Origin of the sequence: Streptomyces lunalinharesii (assembly GCF_039532155.1) — a bacterium.
Taxonomy (GTDB): Bacteria; Actinomycetota; Actinomycetes; order Streptomycetales; family Streptomycetaceae; genus Streptomyces; species Streptomyces lunalinharesii.
In genome coordinates, this window is record NZ_BAAARK010000001.1 from 646,204 (window position 1) to 672,192 (window position 25,989).

General features: G+C 73.9%; 19 protein-coding genes. 5 read left to right on the forward strand and 14 right to left on the reverse strand.

Annotated elements, in window-relative coordinates:
- Positions 1–2,499 (reverse strand): dCTP deaminase domain-containing protein, encoded by a 2,499-nt coding sequence (locus ABD385_RS02955; protein ID WP_344573261.1) that lies wholly within the window; start codon positions 2,497–2,499, stop codon positions 1–3.
- A gap of 775 nt (positions 2,500–3,274) precedes the next feature.
- Between ABD385_RS02955 and ABD385_RS02960 the strand changes: the two genes are divergently transcribed.
- Both ABD385_RS02960 and queC read left to right on the forward strand, forming a co-directional pair.
- Positions 3,275–6,151, forward strand: a complete 2,877-nt coding sequence (locus ABD385_RS02960; protein WP_344573262.1) for an ATP-binding protein — start codon at positions 3,275–3,277, stop codon at positions 6,149–6,151.
- A gap of 211 nt (positions 6,152–6,362) precedes the next feature.
- Positions 6,363–7,079: a 7-cyano-7-deazaguanine synthase QueC gene (gene queC, locus ABD385_RS02965; protein ID WP_344573263.1), complete on the forward strand. Its 717-nt coding sequence runs from the start codon at positions 6,363–6,365 to the stop codon at positions 7,077–7,079.
- A gap of 113 nt (positions 7,080–7,192) precedes the next feature.
- Here the strand turns inward: queC and ABD385_RS02970 are convergent, their stop codons facing one another.
- From ABD385_RS02970 to ABD385_RS03010, 9 genes are all read right to left on the reverse strand, one after another.
- On the reverse strand, positions 7,193–7,891 hold the full coding sequence (locus ABD385_RS02970; RefSeq protein ID WP_344573506.1) for an HAD family hydrolase: 699 nt from the start codon (positions 7,889–7,891) through the stop codon (positions 7,193–7,195).
- 5 nt (positions 7,892–7,896) lie between these two features.
- Positions 7,897–8,418 carry a phosphoribosyltransferase gene (locus ABD385_RS02975; protein WP_344573264.1) on the reverse strand — a complete coding sequence of 174 codons (522 nt, stop codon included), beginning with the start codon at positions 8,416–8,418 and terminating at the stop codon, positions 7,897–7,899.
- Complete coding sequence (locus ABD385_RS02980) at positions 8,415–9,470, reverse strand: adenylosuccinate synthetase (protein ID WP_344573265.1); 1,056 nt, start codon at positions 9,468–9,470, stop codon at positions 8,415–8,417. The genes ABD385_RS02975 and ABD385_RS02980 overlap by 4 nt, the downstream gene beginning before the upstream one ends.
- Positions 9,455–10,840, reverse strand: a complete 1,386-nt coding sequence (gene purB / locus ABD385_RS02985; protein WP_344573267.1) for an adenylosuccinate lyase — start codon at positions 10,838–10,840, stop codon at positions 9,455–9,457. The genes ABD385_RS02980 and purB overlap by 16 nt, the downstream gene beginning before the upstream one ends.
- Positions 10,837–11,982, reverse strand: a complete 1,146-nt coding sequence (gene guaB, locus ABD385_RS02990) for an IMP dehydrogenase (RefSeq protein ID WP_344573268.1) — start codon at positions 11,980–11,982, stop codon at positions 10,837–10,839. Before guaB ends, purB begins: the two co-directional genes overlap by 4 nt.
- A 35-nt stretch (positions 11,983–12,017) precedes the next feature.
- A complete protein-coding gene (gene folE / locus ABD385_RS02995; RefSeq protein ID WP_344573507.1) occupies positions 12,018–12,614 on the reverse strand; it encodes a GTP cyclohydrolase I in 597 nt (198 codons plus the stop codon).
- A gap of 5 nt (positions 12,615–12,619) precedes the next feature.
- Positions 12,620–13,291 carry a 7-carboxy-7-deazaguanine synthase QueE gene (locus ABD385_RS03000; RefSeq protein WP_344573508.1) on the reverse strand — a complete coding sequence of 224 codons (672 nt, stop codon included), beginning with the start codon at positions 13,289–13,291 and terminating at the stop codon, positions 12,620–12,622.
- Positions 13,292–13,388: 97 nt separating this feature from the next.
- On the reverse strand, positions 13,389–13,751 hold the full coding sequence (locus ABD385_RS03005) for a 6-pyruvoyl trahydropterin synthase family protein (RefSeq protein ID WP_344573270.1): 363 nt from the start codon (positions 13,749–13,751) through the stop codon (positions 13,389–13,391).
- Between the two features lie 300 nt (positions 13,752–14,051).
- The gene (locus tag ABD385_RS03010; RefSeq protein ID WP_344573271.1) at positions 14,052–15,347 is read right to left on the reverse strand and encodes a helix-turn-helix domain-containing protein; all 1,296 of its coding nucleotides are present in this window, start codon (positions 15,345–15,347) and stop codon (positions 14,052–14,054) included.
- Between the two features lie 805 nt (positions 15,348–16,152).
- Between ABD385_RS03010 and ABD385_RS03015 the strand changes: the two genes are divergently transcribed.
- The gene (locus ABD385_RS03015) at positions 16,153–17,160 is read left to right on the forward strand and encodes a LacI family DNA-binding transcriptional regulator (RefSeq protein ID WP_344573272.1); all 1,008 of its coding nucleotides are present in this window, start codon (positions 16,153–16,155) and stop codon (positions 17,158–17,160) included.
- A gap of 13 nt (positions 17,161–17,173) precedes the next feature.
- On the opposite strand, the gene ABD385_RS03020 is transcribed toward ABD385_RS03015, so the two are convergent.
- On the reverse strand, positions 17,174–18,919 hold the full coding sequence (locus tag ABD385_RS03020; RefSeq protein WP_344573273.1) for a condensation domain-containing protein: 1,746 nt from the start codon (positions 18,917–18,919) through the stop codon (positions 17,174–17,176).
- 381 nt (positions 18,920–19,300) lie between these two features.
- On the opposite strand from ABD385_RS03020, the gene ABD385_RS03025 reads away from it, so the two are divergent.
- Positions 19,301–20,944 (forward strand): L-lactate permease, encoded by a 1,644-nt coding sequence (locus ABD385_RS03025; protein WP_344573274.1) that lies wholly within the window; start codon positions 19,301–19,303, stop codon positions 20,942–20,944.
- 69 nt (positions 20,945–21,013) lie between these two features.
- Here the strand turns inward: ABD385_RS03025 and ABD385_RS03030 are convergent, their stop codons facing one another.
- Positions 21,014–22,549 (reverse strand): sigma-70 family RNA polymerase sigma factor, encoded by a 1,536-nt coding sequence (locus ABD385_RS03030; RefSeq protein WP_344573276.1) that lies wholly within the window; start codon positions 22,547–22,549, stop codon positions 21,014–21,016.
- A 425-nt stretch (positions 22,550–22,974) separates the two neighbouring features.
- Between ABD385_RS03030 and ABD385_RS03035 the strand changes: the two genes are divergently transcribed.
- On the forward strand, positions 22,975–23,892 hold the full coding sequence (locus ABD385_RS03035) for a CAP domain-containing protein (RefSeq protein ID WP_344573277.1): 918 nt from the start codon (positions 22,975–22,977) through the stop codon (positions 23,890–23,892).
- Between the two features lie 87 nt (positions 23,893–23,979).
- Here ABD385_RS03035 and ABD385_RS03040 read toward each other — a convergent pair whose 3' ends face one another.
- Complete coding sequence (locus ABD385_RS03040) at positions 23,980–24,639, reverse strand: response regulator transcription factor (protein WP_344573278.1); 660 nt, start codon at positions 24,637–24,639, stop codon at positions 23,980–23,982.
- Positions 24,640–24,645: 6 nt separating this feature from the next.
- Positions 24,646–25,965 (reverse strand): sensor histidine kinase, encoded by a 1,320-nt coding sequence (locus ABD385_RS03045; RefSeq protein ID WP_344573279.1) that lies wholly within the window; start codon positions 25,963–25,965, stop codon positions 24,646–24,648.
- Between the last annotated feature and the right edge of the window lie 24 nt (positions 25,966–25,989).

Consider the following 25,989-nt stretch of genomic DNA (forward strand, 5'->3'; position numbering starts at 1 on the left):
TCAGTCTCCCTTGTGGCCGGTGGTGGCGACCGTGCCGTCGCTGAGCACTGCTGCGGTCCCGGTGACGCCGGCGGCGGTGACGGCCGGCACGCCCGCCTCGCGCAGCAGGATCGCCAGGTGCCCCAGGGCCGAGCCCTGGTCGAAGACGAAGCCCGCGACGTGCTCGATCAGCACCGAGAGGACGGCGTACGGCCGGGCCGCGCAGATGATCGGCTTCTCGTCGTACGCCTTGACCTGGTCGAGGATGCGGGCCAGGCCGTCGTGCTCGCTGACGTCCTGGGACTTGTCGATGCTGACGGCCGGGCCGATGGAGAGCCGGCGCAGCAGGGCGTCGTCGTCCAGGCGGAGCAGCGGTCCGCTCGCGGTGCCGGGCGAGATGCACACCTCGCCCTGGGCGAGGACGACCGCGTCGTCGCCGCCGAGCACCGAGTAGTCCACGAAGTACAGGCGTCCGCCCTCGAAGACCCACTCGATGGTGACCGGGCCGTGCTTGGCGTGCATGGCGGTGGTGAAGCGGGCGATCTCGTCGAGGTGGGGCAGCAGCGCGGTGCCGCTCGGTGCGGCGACGACGTTGCCGGCCGCGTCGAAGCCGCGGTCGAGGTCGGTGACGACGAGGGTCTCGCCGCCGGCGGTGCCACGGTTGAGCGCCATCAGGCCCTCGGGGGTGAATTCGACGATCAGTCCGTCGCCGGCCCGGCGGGAGATGACGCCGAGGTCGCCGCGGAGGAAGTCGCGCACCACCGCCGCGTGCAGGGTCGAGCCGTCGCCGCCGGCGGTCACGGCCAGCCGATCGAGCACCTCTTCCTTGGGGACGACGATCTGGCGCAGGGTGTCGCCGAGGTCCAGGACGCACTCCGCGGAACCGCCGGCCAGCGCGGCCCGCAGGGCGTCGGCGGTGGTCGCGTCGCGCAGGCCGCGGCCGTTGAACTGGAGGATCCAGCCGGCGCCCACCGAGACCCCGCAGTCGTGCGCCATCCGGTGGGCCGGTCCGCGCTTGGCCACGTAGCTGCCGTAGACGCCCGCGACGTCACCGAGGTGGAAGGTGGGCGGCAGGTCGTCGAAGTACAGCTGGTGGGTCTGGGCCACTGGCTCGGAAACGCTGTGGCGCTGCTCGCGGGAGGCGGTGAGCGGGCGGACCTGGAGGAGGTGGGGGCCGTCGGCGTCGACGGCCCATTCGACGTCCACGTCGTGGCCGTGCCGCTCCCGCAGCGCCCGCACCAGCTCCACGACCTGGCGCAGCGCCGGGCCGTCCGCGTCGTCGTCCGGGCCCGCCTCGGCGCCCAGTCGGTCGGAGTCGGTGCGCCGGGGCACGGCGACGCCGGCCACCAGTTCGTCGGCGAGTCCCTCGACGTACTCGATCGAGACCCGCTGGTCGGCGGCGCCGTCGAGCCCGGTGAAGGCCACGCCGGCGATGCGGGGCTGCACCATGCGCTGGACGATGACGGCCAGGCGGGGGGTGGGGTCGAAGTCGCCGGCCCGCACGCGGGCGGCCACCGCGGGCGCCTCGTAGTGGGAGCGCCAGCACTGTTCGACGGCGGCGATCACCGCGTCCGCGCCGCGCACGCCCAGGAGCGAACTGTGCACGCCGGCCAGGCTGGAGCCCTCGGTGTCCTCGTCCAGGCCCGAGGAGCGCACCGCGACGTCGGTCTCGGGGTCCTTGAAGACCTCGTTGAGGCGGGCGCGCAGCAGGGTGCGGGCCTCCTGTGGGAGCCGGACCTGGCCGCCGATCTTCGCGATCCGTTCGACGGCGTCGGTGAAGAAGGCGCCGACGGTGGCCTTGAGGTCGGCGAAGGCGTCGGCGAGTTCGCCACGCTGTCCGTCGCTGAGGGCGTCGACGAACTCCCCGGCCGGCACGCAGAACGCGGTCGGCACCCGGAAGTCCCCGTTGGCGCGGGCGAGTTCGGCGAACTTGGGGCCGACCTCCGACACCTCGATGCTGGCGGCGAGCCCGGGGAAGCGCTGGCGGGCGAACTGCTTGTCGAAGTCGATGTGGATGTCGCTGGACCGCGGCCCGACCGCCCCTTGGTACTTGCCCTCGTAGAGGACGATCTCGCCCTGGGGTCGCCACCACATCATCTGGCCGATGTTGATCCCGGGGTACACCCGGACCCGGTTCATCGAGTACAGCTGGAGCGTCCACTGCCCGGTGTAGCCGATGTCACCGAGGCTGGCGGAGAGGTTGATGAACAGCCCGAGGCGGGCGACGGAGGAGCGCGCCGCGAAGGTCGGCGCGTAGTGCTCGCTGCCCAGCACCTCGATGGTGTGGGCCAGGTAGAGCCGGTTGGGTTCGAGGACGTACCCGTCGTCGGGTATCTCGATCTCCTCGTACGCGTTCATGGTGCGCGCGTCGAGGGGCATGTCCTGGTAGACCCGCAGCGTCTTGCCCAGGCGGAAGTTGTAGCTGTTCGGATTGACTTGTTCCGGGGTGAACGGCTCGATGGTGATGCGGCCGTTCGCCCGTTCCCGCTCAATCTCGTTACCCGTGAGAATCATGGTCATCCATTCGCGTACTCCCTGGCGCGGCCGGCGCGGGAAGACCGGCGGGGCCGGCGTCGCGCGGGCGGGCAGGAGGGGGCAAGGCGGCGTGGGGGCGAGCTGCACGCGACGTGGACCCGCACCGGGAGGCAGCCGACGTGCACTGGGGGGCCTGCGTCCGGAGGTGTCACACGTCCGTTGAGGAACTGATGGACCCGGGTGGCGGGTTAACCCCACCCGGTGTCGTCGCCGTTCGGGCCGGCCGCGACGTCGGTGTCGCGCGGGCGGATCGACGCCCACTGCCCAGCGCATAACTTCTGCGACGCGTGATTCACAGTGCACCCCCGGTTTTCTGACTGTTCACTGGCCGGCCCGGAATCTGTGCATGTGCCGGGCGGGCAGGCCCGGATCACGATGCCATTCCGGTCATGAGCATGCGGCCGGGGCGAGGTGCATCTTGCTGCCATGCAGCAAGATGCACGGAGGGGCGAAGAGGGAGCAAAGGGGCCTAACGGCAATACGCTCACGGTAAGTGACAAGCGCGACGGCCCGTTTCCGGCCGATCCGGGCCGTCGCGCGGGGCGGTCCACCGCCCCGGGAACGGCGTCGACGCCACCGCCGCGGGGCCCGCCGCACGTCACGACGCCCCCGGACAGCCGGTGGTGCGCGCGCCGCGCACCGTCGCGTTGCCCCATTGCCTCTTGGGAGAGGCAATGGCCAACCCGTTCGACGGGCGGCCGCACCGAGAAGAGAGACGGTGCTACTCGGGTAGAGCGGTGAGCCGTGACAGGGGACCTCCATGCATCGCACAGACGACGGACCGAAGACGTCCATGACGGGGCGCCAGAACGAGCTGCGCCGGCTCGGCGCGGCCCTGGACGACGGCGCGCACGGCGGGACCGTCCGCGCCCTGGTCACCGGCGAACCGGGCATCGGCCGGACCACCCTGCTCCAGGCGTGCGCGGCCTCGGCCCGCGCCCGGGGCTGGACCACCGTCGAGGTGCGGTGCCCGCCGCACGCACCCCTGCCGCCGTTCGGCCTCGCCCGGCACCTCGCGGGCCGACTGGCCGCGCTGCTGCCGCCGGAGCACCCCCGCCGCACCGCGCTCGACGACGTCGCGCACCCGCCGGCCGGCCGCCCGGCGCCGGCGGACCCGACGCCGGTGGAGGTGGACGTGGTGCTGGGCCACCTCAGGGCGGCCCTGAGCGTGCTGACGTCCGGCGCGCCCGTGCTCCTCTGCCTCGACGACGCCCACCGGGCCGACGCCGCCTCGCTCGGCCTGCTGCACCGGGCCCTGCTCGCCCCGCCGCTCGCCCGCGTGGTCCTTCTCGCCTCCGCCGGGGACGGCGAGAACCGCAACGGCGGCGGTCCCGGCGCGCTGCCCGAACTCTTCGCCGGCGCCAGGCAACTGCCGCTCACCGGGCTGGCCCCGTCCCAGTCAGCGGCGCTGCTCCGCAGGGTGGCCCGCCGGGCGCCGGCCCCCGACGTCGCAGCGGAGTGCCACCGGGCCTGTGCCGGCAACCCCGCCCTCCTGACCGAAGTCGCCCGGGTGCTGCGCGACCGGCCGGCGGACCGCGCCGGTGCGCCGCCGGCCGCCGCGCTGCGGCCCGCGGCCGTCGCGGAACTGATCGGCAACCGGCTGGCCGGGCTCGACCCGAACGCCGGCAGGGTCGCCCTGGCCATCGCCGTCGCGCAGACCCACTCCGCCGCCGATCCCCTGCTCGTCTCGCACCTCAGCGGGCTGACCCTGGCCGAAACCCTGGCCGCGGTCGACCTGTTGGTGTGCATGCACCTGGTCGCCGACGACGACACGCTGTACCTGCGCCACCGCGTCGTCCGCGACGCGCTGCTGGGCCGGATGACGCTGATGGCCCGCAACGCCGCCCATCTCGCGGCCGCCGCCCACCTGCACGGCAAGCAGGCGCCCGCCGACCGGATCGCCGACCACCTCGCGGCGTCGACGGTGACCCTGGACGAACCCTGGGCCGCCCCGGTGCTGCTGCGGGCCGGGCAGAAGGCCCTCGCGGCCCGGGAACCGGACCGGGCCCGGCGCTATCTGGAGCACGCCGTGCGCGCGGCGTCCGGCGCGGACCGCCGGACCGCGGCGCTGGAACTGATCGACGCCGAGATCGGCATCGACCTGCACGCGGGCCTACGGGCGGCGGCCCGGACGCTGGAGGAGACCACCGAGGACGCCCTCCGACTCCCGGTGCTGGCCAGGATCAGCACCGCGCGCTACCTCGGCTGTGACCCCGGCGCGGCGGCCCGGCCGACGCCCGCCTCGGACTTCGCCCGGCCCGACTGGCATCCCGTGCACGCCCTGCTCGACGGCCTGGAGTCCTACCCGCTGCCGGGCACCACCCGACGCGCCGGCGAGCGCCTCGCGCCCGACGGGCCCGGGCCGGGATGCCCCGAGACCGGCGGGGCCGACTGCTGCGGCGCGGACCGGGCGGCCGCCGGCTCCGTCGTGCGCGCGCTGCGCAGCCACCTGACGTGCCGGCCGGCCGACGCGGTGCGCGGTGCGCGCGAGGCGCTGCGGGCGGAGGGCGGACTGTGCCTGCACCCGGTGCTCCGGCTGATGGCGCTGATGGTCCTGGCGTGGAACGGCCGCGACGCCGACGTCACGTCCCACCTGCGGCTCCACCACGACTGCGAGCACTGCCACGCGCATCCGCTGCACCGGGCCCTGTTGTTGCCGGTCACCGCCCAGCTGGCCCTGCTGCACGGCCGGCTGCGCACCGCGCACGACCAGCTCGGCGCGTCCCTGGACGCCCTGGTGCACTACGGGACCCGGCCCCAACACCCGTTGCTGATCTGGCTCGTGGGGATGCTGGCCGAGGCCCGGCTGGCCATGGGGCGCGGCGCCGAGGCCCGCGCGCTGCTGCACGAACACGGCTGCCTGGACGGCCCCGCGCCGGACCGGCTGCACCGCGAGGTGTGGCTGACCCGGGCGAGGCTGCGGGCCGACGACGGTGACCTGGCGGGCGTGGCGGCGGACCTGGCCGAGCGCACCGACGCCCCGCCCGGCCCCACCGGCGGCGTGCACACCTACGTCCACACCGTCGATCTGCTGACGCAGGTGGGACGGCACGGGCAGGCCCGGGAGACCGCCCGGACGCTGCTACGGGTCGCCGAGGCCATGGGCACGCCGCGGGAACGCGGCATCGCCCTGCGGGTGCTCGGCGCGCTGGGCGGCGCCCCCGACGGCGAGGACCTGCTGCGCGAGGCGATGCGCCTGTTGGCCGCGGCCCAGGCCGACCACGACCTCGCGCACGCCGCCGCCGACCTGGCCCTGCTGCTCTTCGACGACGGGCGCTACGAGGAGGCGACGGTGGAGTTGAGCACGGCGCTGGAGCTGGCGGACCGCTGCGGCGCCCGACCGCTCGCGCTGCGGGTGCGGCAGCGGCTCGCCGCCGCGGAGGGGCGGTCCGCCGACCGGTCGCCGCTGGGCGGCGTGCTGAAGCTGACGAAGCGGGAGAAGCAGATCCTCATCGACGCCGTGCGCGGCTCGACCAACGAACGGATCGCGACGACCCTGCACATCACCCGCCGCACGGTCGAACTCCACCTGTCCAGTGCCTACCGCAAGCTCGACATCACCGGCCGCAAGGACTTCCCGCACCTGTTCCGGACCGCGGGGCTGTGGCCGCTGCTGGTCGATTCCGCCGCCATCTGAGCGGCCGGCCGTCCGCCGCGCACCGGCCGCGGGGCCCGTCCGGCGCGCCGCTCCGGGCCGGGCGCGGGGCCGTCCCTCGGTACCGGGGCGCCCGCGCTACGGCACCGGCCGTGATGTTCCGCGGCCCGGCCGGGCGCCACGATGGCCCCGGGCGCCGGGCCGTCCGGCGTCCTTCGTCGTTCCGTTTCCCTTCCCACTCCGGAGGTTCGTGATGGACCAAGACGACAGCCGCACCGACCCGTTCACCGCCGTGGTGGTGCTGTCCGGGGGCCTGGACTCCACGACGCTGATGGCGCACTACGCCGCGCTCCAGTACCGGCTGATCGCCGTCACCGTCGACTACGGGCAGCGCCACCACCGCGAGATCGACGCGGCCCGGGCGGTGGCCGCCCACTTCGGCGCCGAGCACCACGTGGTGGACCTGCGCGGCTACGGGGCGCTGCTGCGCGGCTCGGCACTGACCGACGACCGGGTCAGCGTCCCCGACGGGCACTACGCCGAGCAGTCCATGCGGGCCACCGTCGTGCCCAACCGCAACGCGGTGCTGGCGAACGTCGCGGTGTCGATCGGGGTGGCGCACCGCGCGTCGGTGGTGGCCCTGGGCATGCACGCCGGCGACCACTTCATCTACCCGGACTGCCGGCCGGAGTTCGTCGCCGCGCTGCGCGAACTGGTCGCGACGGCCAACGAGGGCTTCGCGGTCCCCCAGGTCGAGGCGCCGTTCCTGTCCTGGGCCAAGACCGACATCGCCACGCACGGCGTCCGGCTGGGCGCCCCGCTGGAGCTCAGCTGGTCCTGCTACAAGGGCGGCGACCGGCACTGCGGGACGTGCGGGACCTGCTACGAGCGGCGGGAGGCGTTCCGCCACGCCGGACTGACCGACCCGACCGGTTACCTCGACGACGTGACGGCGTACCCGGCGCCCTGACGCCCGGGCGCGCCCGGCTCCGCCCGCGGGCCGAGAACCGCAACGAAAGCCGCAACGGGCCGGACTCCCCAAGGAGTCCGGCCCGTCGGCACGCCCTCGGCGGGCGGGGCGGCTCATCCCACCGGGTCCGCCTGGAGGATCAGCCCGCCCAGGTCCGCGGCCGACCGGAGCACGACGTCCGGCCCCTCCGGCGTGCCCTCGGCCGGCAGTCCGCCGCCGTTGCCGGTGCGCACGCCGACGACGACGGCCCCCAACCGGCGGCCCAACGCGATGTCCGACGGGGTGTCGCCGACGACGTAGAGCCGGTGGTCGGGCGCGTGGCCGAGCCCGTCCAACGCCCGCCGCGCCAACGCGGTCTTGCAGTCGGCGTCGGAGACCGGCCCGGCCCCCGGGTCCAGGTCGTCCCGGGTCAGGACCGGGCCGAAGCACGAGCGGACCGCGTAGCGCTCCAGCAGGGCCACGGTGGCCTCGGTGCCGACCCAGGAGCTGACCAGCGCGAGCCGCACCCCGGCCCCGGACAGCGCCGACAGCATCGGCACCACCCCGGGGTAGAGCGTGCCGTGCGCCATGTACCGGTGGGCCACCTCGTCGACCCGGTCCCGCACCCGCACCGACCCGATGTGCAGCGCCCCGCTGGTGATCGAGGACCAGTAGCCGAAGCCGAGCACCTCCTCGCGGGGCGGCGGTACCACCCCCTCCTGCCGGTGGAGGTCCAGGACGAACCGGTGGAACATCTCGTAGAAGTCCAACAGGGTGCCGTCCCGGTCCAGTACGACCGTGGTCCGCCCTGCCTGACCCATTTCCTCAACCATGTCGCTCACACCCGCAACGGTACGGCGAGTTCGTTCTGTCCGGGCGGTGCTTCCCACGGGAAGACCGTCCAGTCGTCCACCTCGACCGCCTGGAAGTCGGCGCGTTGCGCGGCGCCCAGGTTGCGCACCACCGCGACCGTGCGGACCTCGGCGGCACCGAGGTCCTCGACGGTGCGCTTGGCCAGGGCCATGGTGCCGCCGTCGCCCATGATGTCGTCGACCAGCAGCACCCGGGCGCCGCCGAACTCCCGCTCCGGGACGACGTACTTGAGGACCGCGGCACCGCGCTCGCTGTATCGGGAGTTGGAGGTGTTGCGGGGGATGCCCAGGATGCGGAAGTCCTCGATCCCCAGCAGGTTCGACAGGGCGATGGCCGGCGGCAGCCCACCCCGGGCGATGCCCGCCACCACGGTCGGCGCGAAGCCGCTGGCCCGGACGTCGTCCGCCAGTCCGGCCAGCATCCGGCCCATCGCCTCCCAACTGATCGTCAGCAGCCGGTCCCGCCGCCACATCGGTGTCCCGCTCATCGGTCGCCTCCCGAGCCGATCGTCACGTTGCGGGCCGCCCCGGCGGGCCGGCCGTTCCACCGGTCCACCACGTCGGCGGTGCCCGGGCCGGTCCCGAGCAGGTCGACCGGCCGACCCAGGCCCTCCTCGACCCGGGCCACGAACGCCGCGGCCGCCTCGGGCAACGCCCCGGTGCGCACCGCGCGGCACGACGCGTCCACGTGGTCCAGGAAGGTCAGCGCGATCCGGGTGGGCCGGTTGACGCGCACCGCCTCGCGCGCCTGCTCCAGGTCGAAGGTGCCGGCCCGGCGTCGCCGCCCGGTCACCGTGCCGTACTCGACGATGCCCAGCCGCTCGGCCTCCGCCTCGGTCATCTCGGTGCGGAACGGCCCCGCGCCCACCCGGGTGGGGTAGGCCCGGAAGACCAGCACCACCTCGTCGATCGCGGTGGGGCCCAGCCCGGCGTCCGCGGCCGCGGTGCTCGCCGTGCTGTCCTTGCCGACGGTGTAGGGATAGGTGCCGTACAGCACCGACAGGCCGAAGCCGTTGGTGCCTTCGACGTGCACCCGGTCCCCGGCGTCGACCGCGTCGTTCACCACCCGCACGGTGTCCGTGAGGTAGGGGGCGAGTTCCGGGACGTCCTCGGCGCGGCGCGCCGCGCGCATGGCGCGGGCGGCCAGTGCCGGGCCGTGGCCGCTGCCGGTGCTGCGCACCCGCTCGGTCAGTCCCGCGTCGGCCGCCTCCGCGGCGACGTGCTCGGGGTCGATGACGGTGGCGCGGAAGTCCACGCCCACCCGGGACTCGGCGGAGAACTCCGCGATCTCCCGCAACAGGACCTCCGGGCGGATCAACACGCCGGCGCCGAGCAGGAGGCGGGTGCCCGGGCGGATCACCGCACTGGGCAACTGGCGCAGTTTCATGGTGCGTCCGGCGTGCACCACGGTGTGGCCGGCGCCGGGCCCCAGTCCGGCGCGCACCGCCACCGCGGGCTCGTCCCGGATCGCCAGGTAGCTGGAGATCTTCCCCTTGGCCTCGTCGCCCCACTGGCCACCGACGATCACTGTGCCGGGCATGTGCGTGCTCCTTCCGTCGTCTGTGCGAGCGCTTCCTCGGCCCGGCGCACGGTCTCCTGCGCCAGGGTCTCGCAGAAGCCGGTGTCGGCGGCCGCCTCGGCCAGGGCCGCGAGGTCCGGTGCGGGCAGCACCGCGGTCACCGCCGCGTCGTCCGCCAGCACCGCCACCAGGTCGCGGTCGTCCCGGGCGGCGAGCGCGCTGGCCCGTTGCAGGGCCCGGTAGGCGTCGAGCCGGTCGGTCCCGCGGTCGACCATCGCCAGCAGCACCGCCTCGCTGAGGTGGCTGTGGCGCGACCGGTCGAGGTTCTCCCGCATCCGCTCGGGGAAGACCCGCAGGTCGTCCACCACGGCGGTGGTGGTGAGCAGCATCTCGTCGAGCAGCACGCACGCCTGCGGCAGGGTGAAGCGTTCGTTGGCGGAGTTGGCCAGGTCCCGCTCGTGCCAGGTCACCACGTTCTCCAGCGCCGGGCCGACCAGGGACCGCAGCAGCCGGGCCAGGCTGCAGATGCGTTCGCTGCGCACCGGGTTGCGCTTGTGCGGCATGGCGGAGCTGCCGATCTGGTCGCCCTCGGCGAAGGACTCGGCGAGTTCGCCGATCTCCGTCCGCTGGAGGTTGCGGATCTCGGTCGCGAGGTTCTCCAGGCAGGCCGCGGTCAGTGCCGTCCAGGTGACGAACTCCGCGATCCGGTCCCGCGCCACCGCCTGGGCGCAGATCTGCGGCTCCGGCAGGCCCAGCCGGGCCAGTACCGCCCGCTGCACCGCCATGCCCTGCGGTCCCAGGCCGCCCAGCGAACCGACCGCCCCGGCGACCTTGCCCCGCACGGCGCGCTCGCGCAGCTCCGCCAGTCGCGCCAGGCACCGGGTCAACTGGTCCAGGAACACCGCGAGTTTGAAGCCCAGGGTGACGGGCTGGGCGTGCTGGCCGTGGGTCCGGCCGATCATCACCCGCCCGCCCTCCTCGGCGATCTGCCGGCACAGCGCGGCCATCAGGACGCCGAGCCGTTCGCCCAGGAGGCCGATCGCCGCGTCCAGTTGGAGCGCCAGCGCGGTGTCGATGACGTCGCTGCTGGTCACCCCGTGGTGCACGTAGCGGCCGTGGGGCGCGCAGCTCTCGGCGAACTGCTGGACGACGGCGTAGAGCTCGTGCCGGCTCACCGTCTCGATCTCGGCGATCCGCGCCAGGTCGCACCGGTGGTCGCGGGCGCGGGCCGCGATCGCCCCGGCGGCCTCGGACGGGATCACCCCCAACTGGCCCTGCACCGCGGCCAACGCGCCCTCCACCCGCACGAAGAGCTGGTAGCGGTTGCGGTCACTGACCAACAGGCGCATCTCCGGGCTGCCGTAGCGGCCGTCCTCCACGGGGCTCGTCATCCGCTGGCCTCCCGGGCGTAGTCGAGGGCCACCTGCCCGGTCCGTTCCAGGGCGTGCGGGCGGCTCTCCGACAGCCCGGCCGGCGTGATCCGGATGAACTCGGCCTGCGCGCGCAGCTCGGCCAGCGTGTGCGCCCCGGAGTAACTCATGCCCGACCGCAGTCCGCCGACGAACGGCCGCAGGGTGGCGGCCAGCGGCCCGGTGTGGGCGAAGGTGGCCTCGACGCCCTCGGGCGTGTACGCGTCCAGCTCCTCGCGGCTGACCTGCTCGCCGCGGGCCCGCTTGAGGGTCAGCTGCATGCCGTAGGTGACGAAGCCGGTGCTGACCTTGACGGGTACGCCGTCGCGTTCCACCAGGCGGGCCGCGCTCTCGTCGGCACCGGCCAGGGCACTGCCCAGCATCACCGCGTGGCCGCCGGCGGCCAGCGCCTTGACGACGTCGCCCGGCGCCTTGATCCCGCCGTCCGCGATCACCGGGACGCCGGATGCGGCCGCCTCCTCGGCGCAGTCGAGGACCGCGGTCAGCTGCGGCACCCCGCTGCCCGCGACGAGCCGGGTGGTGCAGATGCCGCCGGGGCCGATGCCCACCTTCACGACGTGCGCGCCGGCCTCGATCAGGTCCCTCGTGCCGGCGGCGGTGGCGACGTTCCCGGCGATCAGCGGCGTGGTGGGGAAGCGGGCCCGCAGCTTCTCGACGGAGGCCAGGACGTAGTCCGCGTGCCCGTGGGCGACGTCGGTGACCAGGACGTCCACGCCCGCCTCGACGAGCCGGGCGGCCCGCTCCAGATAGTCGTCGGTCACCCCCACGGCCGCCCCGACGCACAGCCGCCCCGGCCCGTCGACGGTGGCCCGCTCCGTGCCCTCGGGCACCGGCGTCGCCTTGACCGCGGCCACCTCCGCGGCCTGGTCCTCGGCGGTCTGCATGCGGTGGACGATCCCGAGCCCGCCGGCCACCGCCATGGCGACGGCCATCTCCCGGCCGGTGCACCAGGGGGTGTTGGCGGAGAGGACGGGCACCCGCAGGGTGATCCCGGCCAGCTCGGTGCTGGTGTCGGTCGCAGAGCGGCTCACCACCGACGTGCGGCGGGGCACCAACAGGACGTCGTCCAGGCTGAGCCCGGTGCGTATGTCGCGAACTGCCACGTGCGTACTCCTGTCGATCATGGACGGGGGTCGGGTCACTTGCGCGGCGCGAACACCGTCGCCACGAGTTCCTGACGGGCCGGCCCGTACTCCTCGAAGATCCCGGAGTAGGCCGTGGAGGTCATGGCCGCCGGGGTGCGGATGCCGCGCATGCTCATGCACAGGTGCTCGCCGGTGGCGATGACGGCGACGTCGACCGAACCGGTCACCTTGGTGACCTCGTCCGCGATGTCGCGGACCAGGCGCTCCTGCACCTGGAGCCGGTGCGCGTGGCGTTGGGCGATCCGGGCGAACTTCGACAGTCCGAGCACGTCGCCCTTGGGCCGGTAGGCGATGGTCAGGGAGCAGGAGAAGGGCAACAGGTGGTGCTCGCACAGCGACCACACGTTGATGTCCGAGACCATGACCAGTTGTCCCTCCGTCTGGAGGGGGAACAGGGTGTCGACCACCCCCGCGTCGTAGCGGGAGAACTCCCGCCACCAGCGGGCGAAGCGCGCCGGCGTCTCCTTGAGTCCGTCGCGGTCCGGGTCCTCGCCGATCTCGATCAGCAGCTTGCGCGCGACGTCCTCCAACGGGTCCGGGGCCTGCGGGCCCAAGTCGTCGCGGACGTCCGGTTCGGGGGCTCCGCTCACGGTGCTCACACGCCTCTCCTGTCGCCCCAGACGGCAACATGCAATCGAGTGGTCAGGTTCCAGCCACGTGCCACGACCTCGTCACCCAGCGCGGACAGGTGCTGGCCGACCTCGGCGGGGACCTGCCCCTCGGGCATGATCCACACCGGGCGCGTCCCGTACCGGTCGACGAGCAGCGCCACTTCGTCGAGGTCGTTCGTGGTGCGGCAGACGAATTTGAAGGCGGTCCCCGGGACGGCCGCGAACGCCCGCAACGCGTCCGGCACGATCCGCCGCGCCTGCGGGTCGCCCGAGTGCGACAGCTTGGGCGAGACGTTGAACCGCACGCCGAGCGCCACCAGGTCGTCCTGCGGCACCACGGTGCCGTTCGTCTCGATCTCGACCTTGTGGCCGGCGTCCGTCAGCGCGCGCAGCAGCGGCAGCAACCGGCGCTGCTGGCTCAAGGGTTCGCCCCCGGAGACCACGATCAGCGGGACCTCGAAGCCGAGCAGTGCGCGCAGCACGTCGGTCCACGGCATCGGCCGCAGTTCCCGCTTGGGGTCGTAGGCGACCCCGGAGTCACCGACTCCGGTCCAGTCCCAGGTGTACGGGGTGTCGCACCAGCGACAGGACAGGTTGCAGCCGCCCAACCGCACGAAGGCGCAGCGCTGCCCGGCCGAGGGGCCCTCGCCCTGCACGGCCCTCAAGTGGGGCCGAAGATCTCGTTGACGACGAGCTTCGGTTCCACCGCGGCACCACCCCCTTCGTGCTGCGACGGTGCGGTGGGCTGGTCCGTCACGGCCGGTACTCCGCCCACGTCTTGGCGGTCTCGGAGACCCGCACCGCGCTCAGCTGCGGGTAGTGCGGCAGCCACCGTTCGTACAGCCACTGCGCGAGGTGCTCGGCCGAGGGGTTGCGGTCCAGCACGTCGTTGAGGTGCCGGTGGTCCACCTCGGCGTCCAACCACTGGCTGAACTGCTTGAGGTCGCCGTAGTCGCGTACGAAGCCCGCCTTGTCCAGGCCGTCGGCCGGGGCCGCCAGTTCCAGTTCGACGATGTAGTTGTGCCCGTGCATCCGGCCGCACGGGTGCCCGTCGGGCAGCTCGGCGAGCCGGTGACTGGCCGAGAAGTGGAACTCTTTGGTGATCCGAAAAGCCATGCAGACCCTCCTGCTGGGATAGGACCGCTCGCCGCGTCGGGGCACACCCGACGTGCGGCGAAGTGCTCCGCCCCATGGTCCGTTCGGCACCCCGCGGGCACATCACGGCCGCGACCGTGACCGGGGTCGCGGCCCACCGAGAGTCGGTGCGGGCGACACCGAACCGGCGTCCTGCGCGGTGCCCCGGCGGTCGGCACGGCCGAAGAACCCCAGGCACGACCCGTCGCCCGTTGCCCGCGGGAAGGGACACCGGGCAACCCCTGTCCGGCGCGGGCGACAGGGCCGACACTCGGGAGGCGGTCAGTGGCTCATGACCCGCTCGGCGTCGTGACCCGCGACCGCGAAGGGCGCCACGTCCCGCCCGTCGAGTTCCCGCGCGAATCCCCGCACGGTCTTCTCGAAGCGGTACTCATCAGGGGAGAGGCACTGCAACAGATGGATGTCAGCCAAGGATTCGAGCATTTTCCGGGCCCCCATCACGTCGACGCCCAGCAGCCGGGCCGCCGCGGAAACGGTGACCGTGTCGCGCACTTCGGCCGCGAGCACCCGGAAGGCCCTGGCGACGGCCGGCGGTAAATACCGGTACGACCAGGAGAGGGCGGTGTACATGTTGCTGACGTCGTCGCCCGTGCTGTAGAGGTACGTGAGCAACGCGTCCGATCCGCAGCGTTCGCAAATGTCCATGCCGCCGACCCTCTCCCGGCGTTCCGCCGCGATGCGCACGGTCAGCGGCAGGTATTGGCAGGCACACGGGCTCGCGCCCTTCGGCGGCAGGGGCGCGACCCCGAGACGGGACAACAGCGCGTCGCGCTCGCTCGCGGTCAACGGCGGCACGGTGATGCGGTGGGAGCCGTCCCGGGTGACGAGTCCGGTCAGTCGACTGCGACTGGTGATCACCGTCATGGACCGCGACGAGGCCGGTAAGAGGGGGCGCACCTGTTCCGCACTGGCGGCGTTGTCGAGGACGATCAGCAGCCGTCGTCCGGTGAGCAGGCTTCGATAGCTGGCGGCCAAGTGGTGGATTTCACCGGAGAATTCGACCGGTTCGGCGCCCAGTGCCGTCATGAAGTTCCGGAGCACCTGACGGGTGCTGACGGGGCGTCCGCCCGGGCCGAACCCCTGGAGGTCGGCGAAGAGCACGCCGTCCGGGAAGTGGCTGCGCACGCCGTGCCCCCAGTGCACGACGGTGGCCGTCTTCCCCACGCCCGCGGCCCCTTCGACCACCGTGACCACGGCCTGCCCGTCGCTCTGCCGGTGCACCTCGCGGAGCAGGGCGTCGAGTGCGTCGAGCGCCTCCTTGCGACCGGTGAAGTCGGAGATGCTCCGCGGCAGTTGGATGGGGCAGCTGCGCCCGCTCTGCCGCCGCGGGGCCCGCACCAGGAGGGCGAGCAGGCTGCCCTTTGCGTCCAGCGCCTCGTCACAGAGCCGCACCAGCCCTTCGGCCGGCTGCTTCTTTCCCGTTTCGACGCGACTCAGGTGACTCCTGCTGTAATTCACCAGCCGGGACAGGTCGCCGAGAGAAAGTCCCCGCTCTTCGCGCAAGAGCCGCAACGACGAGCCGAACGAGACATTCGAAAAAATTACTCGCTTCGTCATTCGCTTTTCTCCATGTTGCCGTGCGCCCTGCGGCAACTTGGCTTTCCAGCAAACGGGCTGGCCTACTCCTGCGTGAAACACACAGTGCGATCCCCCGGTACCCGATCAGCTTTGCAAAGCCCAAGCTTCCAGCAAGAATCAGCCGTGCGAAACCAGTTCAGGCAAGAGAATCATCAAGGAACTGCGAATATCCGGTTCATGTGTCCCCTCTGCATGCCACACTCTCCCGACCAGCCCCCGCACCGGCCATCAGGGCGTTTCGAGCTCCTGAATAACTCTCTGCGCCGCCCATGGCCATGTCATATTCACATTTGATCACAACCGTGTACAGAGGAACATGGCTCGATCGGCGATTGTCCGGAACCAGCGGTTGGCCCGCATCGGGCACCACTCGCCCCATTCGGTCGCGTCACCGGGACGACCGGACACCCCCGCGCGGGCCACCGCACCCCGCACCGACGTGGTCTCCCAACCCGCCTTTACCATCGGTGATTTCCTCGCGGATCTTACGCACGGGAACTGAAGTTGACTTCTTTTCAACTCGTGCGTCACAACCTTTTTGCCGTGATGTGACACGGTTTGACACCGGGGAGAATCGGCCAAAGCGCATACCTGCGCCAGGTGCGACGGGCCCGCGACCCGCTCGACCAGGCGAACCCCCGCACACCCTCGGCCATTTCCCGCACCGGCCCCGCCGGCCTACGGAATTCCACACCCGGTAGTACGTATAACTCCCGCGAGATGTCTAGCATGTCGGGCGTGAGCGGGTCCATTCGCTCCGGCCGTATCGGAAAGGATCGTCCCCGTGACCGACAAGGCACGCCCGACATCCCGCGACGTCGCCCGGGAGGCGGGCGTCTCCCAGGCGACGGTCTCCCTGGTGTGCGGCGGAAAGTGGCACGGACGGGTCTCGGAGCGGATCGCCACGGCGGTCCGCGACGCCGCGGACGCACTGGGCTACCGGCCCAACCTCGCGGCCCGGAACCTGCGGACCGGACGGACCAAGACCGTCCTGCTGATCGTCCCGGCCCTCACCAACCAGTACTACGCCCGCCTGTACACCGGTGCCGCGCGGGTGGCGGCCCAGCACGGCTTCGGCGTGGTGCTGTACCCCTCCCCCGCGGACGGCGGCCCCGCCCGCAACCCGTTCGGATCGGCACCGGCCAGCCTCGACGGCGTGCTCGCGTCGTCGATGGCCGCGGACGTGCTCGCCGACTTCGACGACGGCGGGCGCCCGCTGGTGATGCTGGACAGCGACCCCGCCCATTCCCGCGCCGCCACCACCGTCAACCTCGACGTGGCGGACGGCATGCACCAGGTGGCGGAACACCTGTTGGCCCTGGGCCACCGGCGCATCACCCACCTCGCCGCCGGGGTGGAGTCCTGGACGTTCGCCGTCCGGTCCCGGGCGCTGGCGGCGGCCCTGGAGGGCACCGGCGCGGAACTGCGCACCGTGCGCGCGGCCCTCACCATGGACGCCGGACAGCGCGCCGCGGAGCGGGTGCTGCGGGCCCCGGGACCCCGCCCCACGGCGCTGCTGTGCGACTTCGACGTCCTCGCGGTCGGCGCCCTCAAGGCCGCCCGCCGGCTCGGGCTCCGCGTGCCGGCGGACCTCTCGATCACCGGCTTCGACGACCTCACCCTCGCCTCGGCGGTAGAACCGGAACTGACCACGGTCCGCCTGCCCGCCGAGGAGGTCGGGCGGCAGGGCATGGCCGCCCTGGTCTCCGTCCTGGCCGACGGGCGCGTCGACCGCCCGGCCGACGTTGCTGTCTCCCTGGTGGTGCGCGGCTCCACCGCACCGCCGGCGTGACGGTCCACCGCGGTCATGGCGGAGGTGGCGCGGGGCGGGCGGCCCCGGTGACGGACTCCGCGAGGTGCGCGATGAGGTCGGTGCAGCGGCGGGCCAGCCGGCGGACGTCGACCTCGGCGTTGCGCCGGAGGCTGAACGTCCAGTCCAGGTCGAGTCGTTCGTCCGCGACGTCGATCCGGATCTCCAGGGGGTAGGGCCGGGGGTCCGTGAGAGGCCGGGGCACGCCGGTGTCGCCCGTGACGAGGGAGAACGGCGGGCCGACCGGGAGGTCGGGCGGGCCCGTGCCGCGGAAGTCGAGGTACACCTCGGGCTTCGGCAGCGCGGCCAGGCGGCCGGTGACGGCCGGGTCCCGGTGGAGGTGACGCAGGACCCCCCAGACGTGCTCGATCTCGCGGAGCCGGCCGAACTGGGCGCTGAGGGCGCGCAGGTCGGGGAGGGCGCCGCCGGCGGACGGCGCGCCCGGGGACGGACCGTCGGCCGCGGTGTCGAGGACGAACGGGGTGGTCGTGGCGAGCCGGCCGACGGTGCGGCTCAGGTCCGAGGTGGTCAGCGGCGAGAGCCGGCCGTGGCGCACCACGTCCAGGCAGGCGGCCGAGGCGCCGGAGAACTCCGCGACGCCGCGGGCCACCGCCGCGATCAGCACGTCCTCGGTGGTGTACGGGGAGGAGTGCGCCACCGTGCGGACCGTCCGGGCGGTGCAGGGCTCCAGGCTGGTGCGCAGGGTGCGGAGGTGGGGTCGGGCGAGGTCGTCCGGGCCCGGCGCGCGGCCGTTCGGGCCCTCGGCGGTGGTCGGGAAGGGGCGCACCCGGTCCCACGGGAGGCGCAACCAGGCGTCGAGTTCCGGTGTCTCGCGGGGCAGCGCGTCGGCGACGTCCTGGAGTTCGCGGGCATAGCCCAGGGCCGAGGGCGGCGGGGGCCCGAGGGTGTCGTCCAGTGCTGCCGCGGTCTCCCGGTAGAGCGTGGCCAGTTCCCCGGCCAGGGTGTGCAGGGTGACGCCGTCGCACACCAGGGGGTGCAGCAGGAGCAGCAGGCGGTCCCCGCCGTCCCGGCGGAAGTAGGCGGCCCGGCAGACGGGTCCCTCACGCAGGTCGAGGCGGTGCTGGAGGCGCTGGGCCGCAGCGGTGAACGCCCGGTCGGCGGCGGCCTCGTCGAGCCCGGTGTCGTCGTGCCACTCCAGCGGGACGGCCACGGCCGGATCGCCCGGCCGTACCCGGCGCTCGCCGGCCAGCTCGACGAAGCGCGACGTCAGCGCCGCGTGGCGGTCCGCGAGGCGGATCAGGCAGCGGGCGAGCGCGGCCCGGTCCAGACGGTGGTCGACGGCGAACAGCAGCGGCTCGCTGTAGTGGCCGGTCTCGCCGGAGGTCCGGCCGAAGAAGCGGTGTTGGGCCGGGAGCAGCGGAACGGTGCCGGCGAGCGCCGCGGCCTCCTCGGGGCGGCCGGGAGCCGGCGGGGCCCCGGTGGACGGTGGCGGGGCCCCGGTGGACGGTGCGCGGCGGTCGAGCTTGCCGTAGGCGTGCCGCGGCAGCGCGGCGACCAACTGGAGCCGCTGGGGGACCTCGTGGGCCGGCAGCGGGGCGGCCAGTTGCCACAGCACCTCCCACGCCGCGAAGTCGCAGGACGGCGAGGCCGGTGCCAGGACCGCGTCGTCGGGCCCCATGAGTGCACCGCCGTGGGCGCGCGCGAGGACGTGCGCCGGCTCCTCGGCATGGCGGGCGTCCACGGCCGGGGTACCGGCCGGCGGAGGGTTCGCGGTGCTCAAGGGAGCTCCTCCTGTCGGTCAACGCAAGACGCAGTCGGGGTGCGGCACCACCACTTGATCTTTTTCCGTTCGGCGACGTCAAGGCGCGCCGGACAGTTGGCGGATTCGCGCCGCCGACTCTTCGCCAAGCACCCGGCAGCACCCGCCAATTACCGCGCCAGGGCGGACAAACCCGTCAAACCGCGCGCCCTTGGAGAGGGGTTTCCGGTCCGTCTTCAATCCGGCTTGACACCGTACGATTACCTGCGAATACGGTCATGCGGTGCCGACCGACCTGAATGTGGGGTCACGCGGAACGCGTCCGGCCCACGGGCGCCGCACCCCCTGCACCGCACGTCCCGCCGGAAGGGGCCGGCCGCACCAGAAGAGACTGGGTTTCCCGTGTATCAGCAGAGCTTCGACGCCCTCGGCGGTTCGACCGCCTGGACCGCACTGGCGGCGGTGCTCCCGCTGACGGTCACCTTCGTGCTGATCGGTGCCGGCCGGCTCCGCTCGCACCAGGCGGTCGGCGCCGGCCTGCTCGGCGCCGCCGCGGTCGCCGCCGGCTACGGCATGCCGCCCGGCCAGGTCCTCTCCGCCGCGGCCGAGGGCGCCGCGTACGGCTTGGTGCCCCTCACCTGGATCGTCGTCAACGCCCTGTGGATCCACCGGATGACCGTCGACAGCGGCCATTTCGCCGTGCTCCGCCGGTCGTTCGCCGCGCTCTCCGCCGACCGACGGGTCCAGGCACTGGTCATCGCGTTCTGCCTGGGCTCCCTCCTGGAAGCACTGGCCGGATTCGGCACCCCGGTGGCCCTCGCGGCCGCGATGCTGATCGCGCTCGGCTTCGCCCCCTTCAAGGCCGTCACCCTGGCCCTGGTCGCGAACGCCGCGACCGCCGCCTACGGCGCCATGGGCACGCCCGTCGTCACCTTGGGGCGGGTCACCGGCCTCCCCGCCGACGAGTTGGGCGAAGTGATCGGCCGTCAGGCGCCCCTGGTGACGCTGCTGGTGCCGTTCGTCCTGGTGTGGCTCACCGACCGGCGGCGCGGGCTGCGGGAGGCGTGGGAGCCGGCGCTGGTGTGCGGGGTCGCGGCCGGCACCGCCCAGGTCACCGCCTCCGCCCTGCTCCCCGTCGAACTCGTCGGCCTCGTCTCGGCCCTCACCGCGCTGGCCGCCGTCCTGGTGTGGGCCCGGCTGCGCCACCGCCCGCCGGTGGGCCGGCGGCCGGTCCCCCGTCTCATCGCCGGCGGCAGCGCGCAGGCCGCCCAGGACATGCTGGACCGCGCCCGGGTGCTGGCGCGGGACGGCTGGCGCGGGGCGCTGAGCGCCTGCCTGCCCTACCTCATCATCGTGGCGGTCTTCGGCGTGGCCCAAACGCCGTGGGTGCACGCCCTGTTGCACCGCGCCACGGTCGGTTTCCCCTGGCCCGGGCTGCGGCTGCGGGACTGGCAGGGCGGCGTCCCGGCGCAGAGCGTCTTCACCCTCGAACCCCTCGCCGGCGGCACCCTGCTCCTGCTGGCGGGTCTGGTCGGGGTGGCGGCGCTGCGGATCCGGCCGGGCCGCGCCCTGCGCGCGTACCGGGACGTGCTGCACCAGTTGCGGCACTCCGTGCTCACCGTCTGCGGGGTGCTGGCCATGGCCTACGTCATGGGCCTGTCGGGGCAGACCGCGGCGATCGGCCACGCCGTGGCCGCCACCGGGGGCGCGATGGCGGCGCTCGCCCCGGCGCTCGGCTGGCTCGGGACGACGGTCACCGGGTCCGCCACCTCCGCCAACGCCCTCTTCGGCAGTCTGCAGTCGGCCGCCGCGCAGGCCACCGGGTTGCCGGTGCACCTCCTGGCCGCCGCGAACGACGCCGGCGGCAGCCTGGCCAAGCCGATCTCACCGCAGAATCTGGCCATCGCGGCGGCGGTCGCCGAACTGCACGGCGCCGAGGGGCGGATCTTCCGCAGCGTCGTCCTCCACAGCGCCGCCCTCCTGGCACTGCTCTGCCTCCTGGTGTACCTGGAGTCCACCCCGTTGCTGTCCTGGCTGCTGCCCTGACGCACCGGTCCACCGGGGCGCCGGCACGACGCCCACGGGCCCGCGCCGCCCGTCGGCCGGCCCGGTCGCTCAGCGCGGGGCCGCGAGGTCCTGGGTCCACCACGGGCCGCCGGCGCCGTGGACGATCCCGATGCCGACCGCCGTGAACCGGCAGTCGAGCAGGTTGTCGCGGTGCGGGGCGTCGCCCATCCAGTCCCGCACCGCCGCGGCCGCGCTCTGCGGGCCGCGGTCGAGGTTCTCGCCCCAGCTGCTCCACTGGTACCCGGCGGTGGTGATCCGCGCGTCGGGGCCGACGCCGTCCGGCGAGACGTGCTCGTAGTAGCCGCGGGCCGCCATGTCGGCGGAGTGCCGCTGCGCCGCGGCGTGCAGCCGCCGGTCGATGCGCAGCGGACCGCAACCGACCTGCGCACGCTTGCGGTTGATCAGTGCGGTGGCCTGCTCCTCCAGGTCGGGCGGGGTGGCCGTGGGGGACGGCGGTGCGGGCTCGGGGGTGGCGGACGCGCTGCGCGTCGGGGTGGGCGTGGGCGTCGGGGTGGGCGTGGGGCGCGGCGAGGGGGTGGCGACGGTCCGTTGCACCGTCGGCTCGGCCGTGGGCTCGGTGCGGGGCTCGTCCCGTGGCGCGCCGGAGCCCCACCACACGGCGGCGACGACGGCCGCGGTGAGCGCCGCGGTGCCCGCGACGGCGGTGGTCGCGACGGCCCCGCGCGGGCGGGGCGCCCGGCGCAGCAGGTGGTGCGCCCGGTGACTGCCCGGTGCCGCGCCGCCCGGCGCCGGGGCGGTGGTGGCGGACGTCGTCGTGGAGGTCGTGGTGGCGGCCGCGGCGGTGGGGACGGGCGGCGGCGTCAGGTGCGCGGGCAGCGGCAGCATCGCCAGACCGGCCAGCAGCCCTTCGGCGGGCAGCAGGTCCCGTGCCTGGGCGGAGCAGGTCGCGCAGTCCCGCGCGTGGCGGGCTATGCGCTTGCGCCACAGCGGCGCGGGGTGGGTGTCCCAGGCGTCGGTCAGCCGCACGAGTTCCGGGCAGGGCGGGTTCCCGGCGAGGGCGCGGACGACGAGGCGCCCGGTTTCCAACTGCTGCTTCATCCGTTGGACCCGGACCGCGGCGTGCCGTGTCCCGCACCCGAGGGCGGCGGCCAGTTCCGGTCTGTCGATCTCGCCGGCGGCCTCCAGCCACCACAGCGACAGCAGCGCACGGTCCCCCTCGTCCAGCCAGCGGGTGGCCTCGGCCACCTCGCGGCGCTGGCCGGACAGGCCCAGCCGCAGGATCGTCAGGTCCACGAAGTCGGCGCCGCGGTCGGCCTGTTCCGCCGTCTGGTCCAGGCCGACGACGGGATGCCGGTGGGCGCCGGTCCAGCGGCGCCGCACCTGGTTCATGGCGATCGCCACCAACCAGGAACGGAAGGACGCCGGCTCCCGCAGGTCCGCCAGCGACTCCAGGGCGCGGACCATCGTCTCCTGCACCACGTCGTCGACGTCCGCATGGCCGTCCAGGGCCCGTCCCACGACGTTGTAGATCAGGGGTAGGTACGCGGAGAGCAGATGTTCCCGGGCAGCGTCGTCACCCGCCCTGGCCGCCTCTACGGTCGCCGTACCGTTTTCCCACTTCACGCCTGTTCGTCCCGTTCATCCGTGTACACCGTCATGGCCCCCGTGCTCAGGTGACCCGTTCGGCGCACGGCGATAACAGAAAAACTACGTGCCGGTCGGACGCCGTCGCGGCACGGGCTCCCCACCGCCACCGAGGGACGCCGGGCAGCCCGGCGCACACCGGCCGGGCCTCCCCGCGCTGCCGCCTCGACACCGCTTCAACGCCGCCACAGCGCGACCTCGACGCCGCCTCGACGCCGGCGGAGAAAAATTCCCCGGCGTTTTCCGTTGTCCGCGGGCCCGCCGAGGGTCTCCCCACTGCGGACCGCGCACCGGGCGGCCCGCACGACCCCTCGTCCCCAGGTCGACGGCGTCGGCCACCGGTGACGGTCCCCCGTCACGCACCCGCGCGGCCCGCCGACCCGACCGGAAACGGAACCCCGAACATGCCCCACGACGACCACCTCCGCCCCGCACCGCACGACCAGGCCCCGACCGGCCCCGGACACCGCGCCGCCCCGTCCGCGCCACCCCGGCGGCACGCCGCGCCCCGCCCCGCCGGCCGCAGCGGGAACCACCGCGCCGACACCGCCCGGCCGCGGACGAAGGCCGCGCTGCTGACGGGGGCGGCGGTCATCGCCGTGAGCGGTACCTGCCTGGTGCTGATACGCCCCGGCTCCGGGACCGACCAGGCACTCGCCGCCGATCCGGCCGCCCCGGTGCGGACCACCGCGGGATCCGCCGTCCCCCCGGAGCCCGGCGACGACGCGCACTCCCCCCGCCGTCACAAGCCGTCCCCGTCCCCGTCCGCGAAGGAGACGGAACGGGCCGGCGAGCGGTCCGCGACGCCCCGGGCGACCGCCACCCCCGCCCCTGCCCGCCCGACCCCGCGGACCGCCACCCACCCGCCCCGCGTCGCGTCCGGTGCGGGCGGCGGCGCCGGCGCCCCGGCCGGCGCGCGCACCGCGGGCGGCACCGCGGCGGAGTTCGCCCGGAAGGTCGTCGAGCTGGTCAACGCCCAGCGGGCCCAGCACGGTTGCGCCCCGCTCACCGTCGACCCGCACCTGACGGCGGCGGCCCAGGGGCACTCGGACGACATGGCCGCCCGGAACTACTACGCCCACGAGACCCCGGAGGGCGTCGACCCGGGCACCCGGATGACCCGTGCCGGATTCCCCTGGATGAGCTGGGGCGAGAACATCTTCAAGAGCCCGCAGGACCCGGCGACGGCGGTGGACGGCTGGATGAAGAGCCCCGGGCACCGCGCCAACATCCTCAACTGCTCGTACAAGGCCACCGGTGTGGGCGTGAACCTCAGCTCCAACGGGCCGTGGTGGACGCAGGACTTCGCCACCCACTCCTGACCGCCGGCGCCCGACCGACGGCCACGGGGCCGTCGGGGCACCTTCCGGCTCCACCCGGAAGGTGCCCCGCCCCGGTCACCGCCCCGGTCACTCCCCGGCGCGCACCAGACCCGTCTCGTACGCGAAGACCACCGCCTGGGTGCGGTCCCGCAACCCCAACTTCACCAGGATGCGGCCGACGTGGGTCTTCACCGTCTGCTCGGCGATGACCAGGTGCGCGGCCAGCTCGGAGTTGGACAGCCCCCGCGCGATCAGGGCGAGCACCTGCGTCTCGCGCTCCGTCAGGTCGGCCACCCGGCCGCGCCGCACGGTCCGCGGCGCGCCACCCCGGGCGAACTCCTCGATCAGCCGCTTGGTGACGGAGGGCGCCAGCAGCGCACCGCCCGTGGCCACCGTGCGGACCGCGTCGGCGAGTTGCTGCGCGGAGCAGTCCTTCAACAAGAAGCCGTGCGCGCCGGACCGCAACGCCTCGTAGACGTACTCGTCGAGGTCGAACGTCGTCAGCATGACGCTCTTGACGTCCGGGAAGTCCCGCGTGATGCGCCGGGTCGCCTCCAGGCCGTCGAGCACCGGCATCCTGATGTCCATCAGGGCCACGTCCGGACACCGGGCGGCGATCCGGTCGATCGCGTCCTGACCGTTCACCGCCTCGGCCACCACCTCGATGTCCGGCTGGGCGTTCAGCAGGATCCCGAAGCTCTGCCGGATCAGTTGCTGGTCGTCCGCGATCAACACCCGGATCGTCATGCGCCCTCACTCCTGCTCGCTGATGGGGAGGGAAGCCGCGACCTCGAACCAGCCGTCTTCCCGGATGCCGATCCGCACGGACCCGCCGAGCATGGACGCCCGCTCCTGGATGCCCAACACGCCGTGCCCCGTGCCCCGTTGGCGTGGCACACCGGCCGGCGCCGGACTGTTGGCCACCCGGAGGGCGAGGGCGCCATGACCGTAGGCGAGCTCCACCTCGACCCGGCACCCCGGGGCGTGCCGCAGCGCGTTGCTCAGCGCCTCCTGCACCATCCGGAACGCCGACAGCTCGACCCGCTGCGGCACCGGTCGCGCCTCGCCGGTGACCCGCGCGTCGATCCGCAGCCCCGCCGCCCGCACGTTGGCCACCAGGCCGTCGAGGTTCTCCAGCGTCGGCTGCGGTGCGTAACGGGTCTCCGCGCGCTCCTGCGGCGACCGCAACATCCCCAGGACGTACCGCAGTTCGGTGAGGGCGGCCAGCGCGTTCTGTCGGATGCTGGCGAAGCTCTCGCTCAGTTCCGGCGGCGGTTCGGCCACCCGGTACGGCGCCGCCTCCGCCTGCACCGCCACGACGGACATGTGGTGCGCGACGACGTCGTGCAACTCGCGGGCGATGCGGGTGCGCTCCTCCAGCAGTACGCGCTCGCCCCGTTCGAACTCCGTCAGGGCCTCCTGCGCACGCAACGCGCGCCGGGCCCGGCCACGCCCGCGCACGACGGTGACGACCGCCAGTCCCAGCGCCGAGGACAGCGCCAGCGGCAGCAGGTCGTTGACCGGCGACGGCGGTGCCAGCCCGGCGGTGAGCGCCCCGCCGAGCGCCGTCGTCAGCAGCCACTGCGCGACGTACACCCCGGTCCGCACCCGGCAGGCCACCAGCAGCGTGACCACCAGGTGCGCCCACAGTCCCGGTGCCGTCCACGGCCACGGCTCGTCGGCCCGCGCCGCCGGCGTCGCGAGCGCCGCGAGGAGTGCGTACGGCAGCGCCGCGGCGAGCGACGACCACCAGGCCAGCACCGGCCGGTACAGGGCGACCACCAACGGCGGCCCCTGCACGCCGGCGACGAGCCCCGCGCCCCACCACGGCAGGCCCAGCCCGTCCGCGACGATCAGCGTCCCGCCGGTGACCAGGTCGGCCGCGACCAACACGACGGCGAGGAGCGGGAGGTGCCGCAGGATGCGGCGCTCGGCGTCCCGGAAGGGCGGCGAGGCCCGGCGGGAGACGTCGCACGCCTCGCATCCCACCGCTCGCAGGACGGCCCCGACCTGCCGCAGGCCGGCGCGTCGGGGGTCCGGCCCGGTCGGTGCGTTCGGTTGTTCCGGGATCACCTGACCATGCTACGGACGGGTGGC

Excerpts from the sequence above, each read along its gene's own strand:
- ABD385_RS03010 (WP_344573271.1), bottom strand. The coding sequence starts at position 15,347 with ATGACGAAGCGAGTAATTTTTTCGAATGTCTCGTTCGGCTCGTCGTTG.
- ABD385_RS03035 (WP_344573277.1), top strand. The coding sequence starts at position 22,975 with ATGCCCCACGACGACCACCTCCGCCCCGCACCGCACGACCAGGCCCCG.
- queC (WP_344573263.1), top strand. The coding sequence starts at position 6,363 with ATGGACCAAGACGACAGCCGCACCGACCCGTTCACCGCCGTGGTGGTG.
- ABD385_RS02960 (WP_344573262.1), top strand. The coding sequence starts at position 3,275 with ATGCATCGCACAGACGACGGACCGAAGACGTCCATGACGGGGCGCCAG.
- ABD385_RS02955 (WP_344573261.1), bottom strand. The coding sequence starts at position 2,499 with ATGACCATGATTCTCACGGGTAACGAGATTGAGCGGGAACGGGCGAAC.
- ABD385_RS03005 (WP_344573270.1), bottom strand. The coding sequence starts at position 13,751 with ATGGCTTTTCGGATCACCAAAGAGTTCCACTTCTCGGCCAGTCACCGG.
- ABD385_RS02970 (WP_344573506.1), bottom strand. The coding sequence starts at position 7,891 with ATGGTTGAGGAAATGGGTCAGGCAGGGCGGACCACGGTCGTACTGGAC.
- purB (WP_344573267.1), bottom strand. The coding sequence starts at position 10,840 with ATGACGAGCCCCGTGGAGGACGGCCGCTACGGCAGCCCGGAGATGCGC.
- ABD385_RS02980 (WP_344573265.1), bottom strand. The coding sequence starts at position 9,470 with ATGCCCGGCACAGTGATCGTCGGTGGCCAGTGGGGCGACGAGGCCAAG.
- ABD385_RS03040 (WP_344573278.1), bottom strand. The coding sequence starts at position 24,639 with ATGACGATCCGGGTGTTGATCGCGGACGACCAGCAACTGATCCGGCAG.
- ABD385_RS02975 (WP_344573264.1), bottom strand. The coding sequence starts at position 8,418 with ATGAGCGGGACACCGATGTGGCGGCGGGACCGGCTGCTGACGATCAGT.